This window comes from Photorhabdus sp. P32 (assembly GCF_038085095.1).
Classification (GTDB): Bacteria; Pseudomonadota; Gammaproteobacteria; order Enterobacterales; family Enterobacteriaceae; genus Photorhabdus; species Photorhabdus luminescens.
Genome location: NZ_JAZGJN010000278.1, coordinates 63,710 through 74,146 on the forward strand (window position 1 = coordinate 63,710; position 10,437 = coordinate 74,146).

Sequence of the window (10,437 nt, forward strand, 5' to 3'; positions counted from 1 at the left end):
GAACCTCTGCTGATAATAGATGTTTAATGGTTAGCTGAACGGCGCATACGACGCTTTTGCCGTTTGATAAAACGGGCTACCTTCCATACACGCTTGAGGCAATAGCCATACAACACAAATGCAAGCAAGAACAGTGCCAACATTACCCACTCAGGCACAAATTCCAGCCATTCTCCGGTAATGCCGATAGAGGCTAATAAAGCGGCGGCAACAGTGATTAAAATAAAAGCCTGGCGTGGCGAGAATCCAGACCGCATAACTAGATGGTGAATATGTTGCCTATCAGGAGAAAATGGACTCATCCCTTTGCGTAACCGGCGGTACATAATAGCAACCATATCCATTAATGGAATAGCAACAACCCACAACGCAGTAACTGGATTAACCGGATGCTCATTCCCCTGAGTAGATTCAATGAGCAACCAAATAAGGGTAAAACCAATCAGCGTACTGCCCGCATCTCCCATAAACACTTTGAAACGTTGACTCAATAAACCAAGATTAAGAACAATATAAGGGAGAATGGCGGCAATAAATGCAAAACACCATAATGCTAACGCCGTATTGCCACTTTGATACAGTAAGATCCCCAAAGCACCGAAGGAGACACAGGATAATCCACCTAATAATCCATCTATCCCATCAACCATATTGAATGCATTGATAGCAGCCCAGACAGCAAATAATGTCACAACATAACTAAATGGTCCAAGTGTCATGTCCCAAGGACCAAAAGCATAACCAAGACTATCTAATTTCAGGCCGGCAAAATACATCATCGCAATACCAACCAGAGCTTGGATGGTTGCCCGGACCTTAACGCTGATATCAAAACGATCATCCAATGCGCCGATAAATACCAACACACCGGCACAAATCAAATATAACCACTTGTGAGGAATAAATTCTTTTGTAATAACAAAAGCAAAACAGATCCCAACAAATATTGAGATTCCTCCAACCAGAGGCACTAACCCCTGATGACACTTACGATAATTGGGCTTATCAACAAGGCCAACTTTCTTTGCTATTTTGCGTGCCATAAACAAAAACGCAAAAGAAAACAGAAAAACATAAAAAATTTCAATATTCATGCTAAGAATATTCACGATGATAACTCTCTGTAAAAAGTAAACACACCCTGGTCATTTATCAACCGAAAACATATGATTTTCTAGCCAGAATCTACCCTCACGAGCACCCTAACTTGTGAAAACACTGCTTATTATGAAAAAATTAATGGCCTTTATACTCTTACATCATTCTTTTAATACTTATTTCAAATATATGGCAGCATATACAACTAGCAAAATACATGCCATAACAGTGCAATGAATACAAAAAACGCCACGAAACTGTGGCGCTGATTAAAATTATTACGAATGGAGTTAAAAACTACGAACGTTTCATCATGTCAAAGAAATCGTCGTTCGTTTTGCTCATAGCCAGTTTGTTGATAAGGAATTCCATCGCATCAATTTCTCCCATCGGGTGAATAATTTTGCGCAGAATCCACATTTTCTGTAGCTCTTCAGAGGTGGTGAGTAGCTCTTCTTTTCGTGTACCAGAACGGTTGTAATCGATAGCTGGGAAAACACGTTTCTCAGCAATTTTACGGGAGAGATGCAGCTCCATGTTGCCAGTGCCTTTAAACTCCTCGTAAATCACTTCATCCATCTTGGAACCCGTATCCACCAACGCAGTCGCAATAATGGTCAGACTTCCGCCCTCTTCCACATTACGCGCAGCACCGAAGAAACGTTTCGGACGATGTAACGCGTTAGCATCCACACCACCAGTCAATACCTTACCGGATGCAGGAACAACCGTGTTATAAGCACGTGCTAAGCGAGTAATGGAGTCGAGCAGAATAATCACGTCTTTTTTGTGTTCAACCAGACGTTTTGCTTTCTCAATAACCATCTCTGCCACTTGAACGTGACGAGAAGCCGGCTCATCAAAAGTAGAAGCAATAACCTCACCTTTTACCAGACGTTGCATTTCAGTGACTTCCTCTGGACGCTCATCAATCAGAAGTACCATCAATACACAATCTGGATGATTGTGAGCAATGTTAGCAGCAATATTTTGCAGCAACATCGTTTTACCTGCTTTTGGCGGCGCGACAATCAGACCACGTTGCCCACGGCCAATTGGCGCAGCCAGATCCAGAACGCGAGCAGTCAGATCCTCAGTTGAACCATTACCACGCTCCATACGCAGACGGCTATTAGCGTGCAGAGGTGTTAAGTTTTCAAAAAGAATTTTACTGCGAGCATTTTCTGGTTTGTCAAAATTAACTTCGTTAACCTTCAACAGGGCAAAATAGCGCTCACCTTCTTTAGGTGGACGAATTTTACCTGAAATTGTGTCGCCGGTGCGGAGGTTAAAACGACGGATTTGGCTAGGAGAAACGTAGATATCATCGGGGCCGGCAAGGTAGGAACTGTCTGCTGAACGGAGGAATCCAAATCCATCCTGCAATATCTCCAGCACGCCATCACCGAAGATATCTTCTCCGCTTTTCGCATGCTGCTTAAGGATAGAGAAGATAATGTCTTGTTTACGCATACGGGCTAGATTTTCCAGCCCCATATTTTCGCCGAGTGTAATCAGTTCAGATACCGGCGTATTCTTTAATTCGGTAAGATTCATAATGGTGGGTTCTTAAACTCGGGGTATATCTCGAACTATGAACGTGAATAGTATGGCAGCGTCATCGATCGGTGCCTGTTTATTTTGTACAAAAACAAATCAGACCTTTAATACATTATTCATATAAAAAGGTAGTAATTTGAAGTACTAAGATTGAACTCAAATAAGACTGACAGGCTGTCAAAAACGCTGTTGAGATAATGCTGAAACATTACTGATTTCTATAAAAACTATCTCAACGTAACGAGCTATACGCCAGATTATTCCCGTATAACCCATTGGATATTTTAGACTATCCAGAGATAACAGACTTATCAGACACTACAGATTATTCAGTATGCAACATACTTCTAACATGATGTATGTGATACAAGCAGTGGCGCTAACTTATCACGCTTCTTTACGGACGTCTAGCGGTCAATGAAATAAATAATAGTATACGCTAAACGCCCGGTATTAATGTGAGCTTACTTCAATCAGAGATTAGCATCCAAAAATTCTTTCAATTGAGTTTTTGACAGTGCTCCCACTTTAGTAGCAGCAACCTGACCATCTTTAAACAGCAACAACGTAGGAATACCACGGATACCATACTTAGGAGCGGTTGCCGGGTTATCATCAATGTTCAATTTAGCAATAGTCAGTTTGCCTGAATATTCTGGGGCAATTTCATCCAAAATAGGCGCAATCATTTTACATGGCCCACACCAGGCAGCCCAAAAATCGACAAGAACTGGGCCTGCTGCATTAAGAACGTCAGTATCAAAGCTAGCATCACTCAAATGAATAATTTTTTCGCTCATTTTTTACTCCAAAGAATAATTTTTTACCATGCTAGTGTAACATTACTGATATAAGGTTGCCTTTATTTCAGCGGATACACTTTCGTAAGACAATGGTTAACTGATATTCTACCACACTATGAGTAAAACACACTTGACAGAAAAGAAGTTTTCCGACTTCGCCTTGCACCCCAAGGTTATAGAAGCTCTTGATAATAAGGGTTTTTCTAATTGTACACCGATACAAGCACTGACATTGCCTTTCACTGTCGAAGGTCGTGATGTCGCGGGGCAAGCGCAAACCGGTACGGGGAAGACGCTAGCATTTTTAGCGTCTGCTTTTCATTATTTACTAACTCATCCCGCAACGGAGGAGCGTCAAACCAATCAGCCAAGAGCGCTGATTATGGCTCCTACCCGTGAACTTGCTGTACAGATTTACTCGGATGCAGAAGATCTGGCACGGGTAACAGGTTTAAAGATGGGTCTTGCCTACGGCGGTGATGGTTACGACAAACAGCTAAAAGTACTGGAATCTGGTGTTGACATTGTTATCGGCACTACCGGACGTCTGATCGACTACACCAAACAGGGGCACATTAATCTAAATGTGGTCCAAGTTGTGGTTCTTGATGAAGCTGATCGCATGTACGATCTCGGTTTTATCAAAGATATCCGCTGGCTATTCCGCCGGATGCCACCAGCAAACGAACGTATGAACCTGCTGTTTTCCGCCACACTCTCTTACCGAGTCCGAGAATTGGCATTTGAACAAATGAATCATGCCGAGTATGTCGAGGTAGAACCGTTACAGAAAACGGGACACCGTATCCGCGAAGAGCTGTTTTATCCTTCTAATGAAGAAAAGATGCGCCTGCTTCAAACGTTATTGGAAGAAGAATGGCCTGATCGCTGCATCATTTTCGCCAATACAAAACATCGTTGTGAAGATATCTGGGCTCATCTGGCTGCTGACGGACATCGAGTTGGGTTACTAACCGGTGATGTAGCACAAAAAAAACGGTTACGCATTCTGGAAGAATTCAGCAACGGCAATATTGATATTCTGGTTGCAACTGATGTCGCAGCCCGTGGATTGCACATTCCTTCAGTCACTCATGTTTTTAATTATGACTTACCCGATGACTGCGAGGATTATGTCCACCGCATAGGCCGTACAGGCCGTGCAGGTGAAAGCGGCCACTCGATCAGCCTGGCCTGTGAAGAATATGTTTTAAACCTGCCAGCGATTGAAAATTATATTCAGCACACTATCCCGGTCAGCAAATATAACAGTCAAGCCTTGCTGAAAGATTTACCGGCTCCTAAACGCCGCCACCGTTCACGTTCAGGAAACCATCAGCGCCGTAACAATTTGTCGCATCGTAATAATACACCACGTAATAACCGTAAACGTTCAGGCTGAATAATGATGCTGAGTTCTTCTTCGCTCTATGCGGCTATCGACCTGGGTTCAAACAGTTTTCATATGCTGGTTGTGCGCGAAATATCCGGCAGTATGCAGATACTGGCACGAATCAAACGTAAAGTCAGGCTGGCCGCCGGATTAGATAAAAACAACCGCTTATCTCAACAGGCAATGGAGAGAGGCTGGCAATGTCTCAGGATTTTTTCTGAACGCTTACAGGATATACCACCATCACAAATCCGCGTTGTTGCTACAGCAACTTTACGTATCGCTGAAAATTCAGACGAATTTGTGAAAAAAGCATCAGAAATCCTTGATTGTCCGGTTAAGGTGATCAGTGGCGAAGATGAAGCTCGGCTTATTTATCAAGGTGTTGCCCATACAACCGGCGGCCCTGAAAAACGTCTGGTTGTCGATATTGGCGGTGCAAGTACAGAGCTGGTTACGGGGAATGGAGCAAAAGCCACTCAGTTATCCAGCCTAAGTATGGGCTGTGTTACCTGGCTTGAAGGCTACTTTAATGACCGTAGTCTGACGGAAGAAAATTTCGCCAAAGCCGAAACTGCCGCACATGAAACGTTGAAACCCATTGCTCCAAAGCTGATCGAACAAGGCTGGCAGATTTGTGTAGGCGCTTCCGGCACCGTTCAGGCTCTGCAAGAAATCATGATTGCTCAGGGTATGGATGAGCTGATCACTTTACCAAAACTTCAAGAACTCAAACATAAAGCGATTGAGTGCGGTAAGCTGGAAGAATTGGAAATAGAAGGATTAACGCTGGAACGGGCTTTAGTTTTCCCAAGTGGTCTGGCTATCCTGATAGCGATTTTCCAGGCATTAAATATTGAAAATATGATCCTTGCGGGCGGCGCCTTACGGGAAGGTCTTGTTTACGGCATGCTGGATTTACCAATAGAGCCAGATATTCGTACTAGAACACTACGTAATATACAGCGCCGTTTTCAGTTAGACGTTGAACAATCTCAACGGGTTAAACAATTGGCTGAACACTTCCTACCACAAATTGCTAAACCTTGGGAACTTGATAGCCGATGTTATGAATTATTACAAAGTGCCTGTCTGATACATGAAATTGGCCTGAGCATTGATTTCCACCAAGCTCCATCACATGCAGCCTATCTGATCAATTATCTCACTCTCCCCGGCTATACGCCCGCACAGAAAAAACTCTTAGCCACATTACTAAAGAACCAAAGTGGCCCGATTGATTTGTTTTCCTTTAATCAACAAAACGCCTTACCTCTGATACAAGCTCAACGTTTATGTCGTCTGTTGCGGTTAGCTATCATCTTCGCCAATCGCCGCCGGGATGACACACTCCCTGCTCTACATTTAAAAGTGAGTGGTGAAACGTTAACAATAACGTTACCTCATGGCTGGCTAATGCAGCATCCTCTACGGGCAGAATCTTTACAGCAGGAAATTCAGTGGCAAAACCATGCTCAATGGCCGCTTATTTTAGGCGAGCAGAATACTTAAATCTGAATTAAACCATTTTCCCTGTATCACTGTGATACAGGGAGTTTTCGATATAATTTACGACTTATTTTTTTGTCCAAGCCCTAAACGCGATCTGATATCCGCGATACGCGATTGCCCTTTTTGCATTCTTTCTTCGGCAGTCACGATTTTTTTATCTTGCGGCCAATGTAAGTCATCCTGTGGCAACTCATGCAAAAAACGACTGGGTTCTGGACGGATTAACTCGCCATATTGACAACGCTCTTTGCATAAAGTAAAGAATAACTCCCGTTGAGCGCGGGTGATCCCTACATAAGCCAATCGGCGCTCTTCATCAATATTTTCTTCATCAATACTGCTCTGATGAGGCAATAGCCCTTCTTCCATGCCGACCAGAAATACATAGGGAAACTCCAATCCTTTGGAAGCATGTAGAGTCATCAATTGCACCTGATCAAACTCCTCGCCGTCCTCGTCTCGCTCCAGCATATCCCGTAATGTGAAACGCGCGACCACCTGAGATAAAGTCATTGGTTCGTTCAGTTCATCACCTTCCAGCATTTCACTCATCCAAGTGAATAACTGATTAATATTTTTCATCCGCATCTCAGCCGCTTTTGGACTCGGTGATGTTTCGTACAGCCAACTTTCATAATCCATACCATGTAGTAGATCACGCACAGCTAGCAAAGGATCTCGTTCAACCTGACGAGTTATCTCATCCATCCAGTGAGTAAAACGCTGTAGCGCCGCCAAACCGCGGCCGGTTAGACTTTGCTCCAAACCGAGATCAAAACTAGCCTGATAGAGACTTTTATTGCGTTGATTCGCCCACTCCCCCAATTTTTGAATAGTAGCCGCCCCAATTTCACGCCTTGGTGTATTGACAATTCTTAGGAATGCGCTGTCATCTTCAGGATTAGTCAGCACCCGCAGATAAGCTAGCAAATCCTTAATTTCAGGGCGGGCAAAGAAAGAAGTGCCACCAGAAATCCGGTAAGGAATGCGGTTTTGCATCAGCATCTTTTCAAACACCCGGGATTGATGATTTCCTCGGTAGAGAATGGCGTAATCTTTATATTGAGTCTTATTGATAAAGTGATGCGCCATCAGCTCCCCAATAACCTTTTCCGCCTCATGCTCTTCATTATTAGCGGTAATCACTTTCAACGGATCACCATACCCCAATTCAGAAAAAAGCCGTTTTTCAAACACGTGAGGGTTATTGGCGATCAAAATATTAGCTGCTTTCAGAATACAGCCAGAGGAACGATAGTTCTGTTCCAGTTTGATCACATTAAGCTTTGGGAAATCCTCTTTCAGCAGCACCAAATTTTGAGGTCTTGCGCCGCGCCATGAATAGATCGATTGGTCATCATCGCCCACCACCGTAAAGCGAGCCCTTTGTCCCACCAACAACTTAACCAGTTGATATTGACTGGTATTGGTGTCCTGATATTCATCTACCAACAGATAACGGATACGGTTTTGCCAACGTTCCCTGACTTCTTCATCACGCTGCATCAGCAAAGTCGGTTTAGTAATCAGATCGTCAAAATCCAATACATTACAGCTCGCCAGATGTAAATCATAACGGCAATAACATTCAGCAAACTGATGCTCCTGAGCGGAGCGGGCCAATGCCAAAGTTTGCTGTGGAGAAAGCAAATCATTTTTCCAGTTTGAAATGGTAGAGATCAATTTTTGTAATAGATCTTTATCTTCCTCCAGTAAATCGGCTGTTAAATCTTTCAACAGAGCCATCTGGTCCTGCTCATCAAACAACGAGAAATTGCTTTTCATTCCCAAGGCTTTGTACTCGCGCTTAATAATTTCCAATCCCAACGTGTGGAAAGTAGAAATCATCAGCCCCTTAGCCTCTTTGCGCCCTAGAGTTTGTGCTACACGCTCTTTCATTTCCCGCGCAGCTTTATTAGTAAACGTCACAGCGGCGATATGACGAGGCTGATAGCCACAAGTACGGATAAGATGAGCAATTTTATTGGTGATCACTCTAGTTTTACCAGAACCTGCCCCCGCCAAGACCAGACAAGGACCGGTAACAAATTCAACTGCTTGCTGTTGGCTAGGATTTAATCGCATGGTATTTAATGAATTATGTCAAAGCAGTATTTCAAGAGATGGAATTGTAGCAGAAAGACAGGACAGGATTCCACTTTACACAAACAGCAACCAACAGATGGATATTGATAATCTTGTTCATTCAATACTGAATCCCCATATATTTTCACTGATAGGATAAGGATTATTGCAACCAAGTTCCTGTGAGATAAAATAATTATTTACAATATTCTCGCTTTATATTGGAATCACTTAACGAAGCACTAAGTAATTTTATCCAAAATTTCTATATTCATATCCACTCTAACCTGATCATTACCGCTTAATTGATATGTAATATAATTAATATTGAGTGCATTGGTTACTTCAATTACTACTTAAGCAATTTCACTCCGGGAAAGATCGGCACTGAGAAAATAACCATTTCGATAAATAACGCTGGCTCTTATTGCTTTTTAAAGAAAATCTCCATCATATTGCATTCGATAATCTTTATAAATGAACTTATTAGTACTCGCAACTATGCACTCCAATTAAATATCTTTAATATCTCTTACTTATCCTTCATCAATATAAAATAGAAATAATCTCTTTGAATTTATACCCGTCATCTTTCAAGTTGCCTCTTTGTTGGCTGCACTCACTCACCCCGGTCACATAGTTATCTATGCTCCCGGGGATTCGCTCCCTTGCCGTCGCGATGCATCTTGAAATCCATTGGGTATAGACTTATTATTCTAAGAAGATTGTAGTAGCGATTAAAATAAATCACCAAAACACAATTAGAATTCATTTAGCGTGCACCCCATTCTTATAATAACTTCTTCTAAGCAGGGGTCAACTGAACTTCCTTCAATTAATTCTGAGAAATTATTTTCAGATAACCAGACATCGTTATAAATTGTGTCGATGTAACGTTCCCCACCATCAGGAATAATGACAACAATATTATCCCCAGGTTTAAAATCATCTAAATGATCTAATACAGCATAAACTGAACAAGCTCCCGTTCCACCAATCAAAATACCCTCATTTCTAGCTAATTCTCTTGCCGTCCAGAATGCATCAATATCTGCAACCTTCAAGGTAAAATCGATGTTATTAATATCGAGAATAGAAGGTGTAAATGGCAGCCCCGCGCCTTGTACCAAAAATTTTTTCTGTTCACCACCGAAAATAACTGATCCAACAGGTTCAACACCATAAATTCTCACTTGTGGATTTTTCTCTTTTAAATAACGGGAAATCCCGGTAAGCGTTCCACAGCTTCCTGCCGTCGCAAAACAAGCTGCCAAATTATCACCAAAGGTCTCATACAATTCATATCCTGTAGAATGATAATGTTCATCGGGATTAACCTGATTTTCAAATTGCATGGGGCTAAACGCATTTGGATATGCTTTTACGATATTTTTAGCTATATTTATACAATATTCAGCGGTATTCTTTCCATCTTCAAACTCCGGTAGGAAAATAATTCCCGCGCCAAATGCTTTTATTGTATCGCACTTTGCTGCTGGCACTAGGCGATTTAAGACTGCAATAAACCGGTAACCTTTAACAGCACATGCCATTGCTAGACCAATCGCCGTATTACCCGATGATGGTTCAATAACCACCATTCCAGGCTTTAATTTTCCTTGGGCTTCTGCCTTTTCCAACATAGCAACGGCAATACGGTCTTTAATACTCCCACTAGGGTTGACGTTTTCCATTTTAAGAAAAACATTAACGCCTTTAGTACGTTTTTTATCTAACATAACCACAGGGGTATTACCTATAGTTTGTAATATATTTTTACCTAGCTTTATGTCCATTTGATCTCTCATTTTGGCCCAATTGTGAAGAATATACCCAATAAACTTCAAAATGCAGTTTTTAGCACCTGAAAATGGTCGTTAATTCTGGACGTCAGCGAGTCCGCTATATCAGGTAGCGTTGTAGTGAAAAATTTGAACACTTTGTCTCGAAATTCATGTTTATCCGCGAAATAACGGTTATTTCTAA

Annotated in this window: 7 protein-coding genes and 1 pseudogene; 2 read left to right on the top strand and 6 right to left on the bottom strand. The window is 42.1% G+C overall.

All coding sequences use genetic code 11. The features are described 5' to 3' along the window. Window positions 1-23 precede the first annotated feature (23 nt). The 3 genes from wecA to trxA form a co-directional block, all read right to left on the bottom strand. Entirely contained in the window at window positions 24-1,109 is a 1,086-nt protein-coding gene (gene wecA / locus V2H77_RS15890; RefSeq protein WP_341499578.1) for a UDP-N-acetylglucosamine--undecaprenyl-phosphate N-acetylglucosaminephosphotransferase, read from the bottom strand. Between the two features lie 286 nt (window positions 1,110-1,395). Then, window positions 1,396-2,655, bottom strand: a complete 1,260-nt coding sequence (gene rho / locus V2H77_RS15895) for a transcription termination factor Rho (RefSeq protein WP_011148733.1) — start codon at window positions 2,653-2,655, stop codon at window positions 1,396-1,398. A gap of 476 nt (window positions 2,656-3,131) precedes the next feature. Beyond that, entirely contained in the window at window positions 3,132-3,458 is a 327-nt protein-coding gene (trxA, locus tag V2H77_RS15900; RefSeq protein ID WP_341499579.1) for a thioredoxin TrxA, read from the bottom strand. Between the two features lie 118 nt (window positions 3,459-3,576). Between trxA and rhlB the strand changes: the two genes are divergently transcribed. Together rhlB and gppA are read left to right on the top strand one after the other, a co-directional pair. Continuing rightward, entirely contained in the window at window positions 3,577-4,863 is a 1,287-nt protein-coding gene (rhlB, locus tag V2H77_RS15905; RefSeq protein WP_341499580.1) for an ATP-dependent RNA helicase RhlB, read from the top strand. Between the two features lie 6 nt (window positions 4,864-4,869). Beyond that, entirely contained in the window at window positions 4,870-6,366 is a 1,497-nt protein-coding gene (gene gppA / locus V2H77_RS15910) for a guanosine-5'-triphosphate,3'-diphosphate diphosphatase (RefSeq protein ID WP_341499585.1), read from the top strand. A gap of 57 nt (window positions 6,367-6,423) precedes the next feature. On the opposite strand, the gene rep is transcribed toward gppA, so the two are convergent. The 3 genes and pseudogenes from rep to V2H77_RS15925 all read right to left on the bottom strand — a co-directional run. Continuing rightward, window positions 6,424-8,451 carry a DNA helicase Rep gene (gene rep, locus V2H77_RS15915; protein WP_341499581.1) on the bottom strand — a complete coding sequence of 676 codons (2,028 nt, stop codon included), beginning with the start codon at window positions 8,449-8,451 and terminating at the stop codon, window positions 6,424-6,426. A gap of 761 nt (window positions 8,452-9,212) precedes the next feature. Beyond that, on the bottom strand, window positions 9,213-10,247 hold the full coding sequence (locus V2H77_RS15920; protein WP_341499582.1) for a PLP-dependent cysteine synthase family protein: 1,035 nt from the start codon (window positions 10,245-10,247) through the stop codon (window positions 9,213-9,215). Between the two features lie 47 nt (window positions 10,248-10,294). Then, window positions 10,295-10,437 (bottom strand): annotated as a pseudogene (locus V2H77_RS15925) (IS630 family transposase); the annotation flags it as partial.

What these genes read in the sequence shown, in the direction of transcription:
- rho (WP_011148733.1), bottom strand. Translation starts at nt 2,655, where the DNA reads ATGAATCTTACCGAATTAAAGAATACGCCGGTATCTGAACTGATTACA.
- trxA (WP_341499579.1), bottom strand. Translation starts at nt 3,458, where the DNA reads ATGAGCGAAAAAATTATTCATTTGAGTGATGCTAGCTTTGATACTGAC.
- rhlB (WP_341499580.1), top strand. Translation starts at nt 3,577, where the DNA reads ATGAGTAAAACACACTTGACAGAAAAGAAGTTTTCCGACTTCGCCTTG.
- gppA (WP_341499585.1), top strand. Translation starts at nt 4,870, where the DNA reads ATGCTGAGTTCTTCTTCGCTCTATGCGGCTATCGACCTGGGTTCAAAC.
- rep (WP_341499581.1), bottom strand. Translation starts at nt 8,451, where the DNA reads ATGCGATTAAATCCTAGCCAACAGCAAGCAGTTGAATTTGTTACCGGT.
- V2H77_RS15920 (WP_341499582.1), bottom strand. Translation starts at nt 10,247, where the DNA reads ATGGACATAAAGCTAGGTAAAAATATATTACAAACTATAGGTAATACC.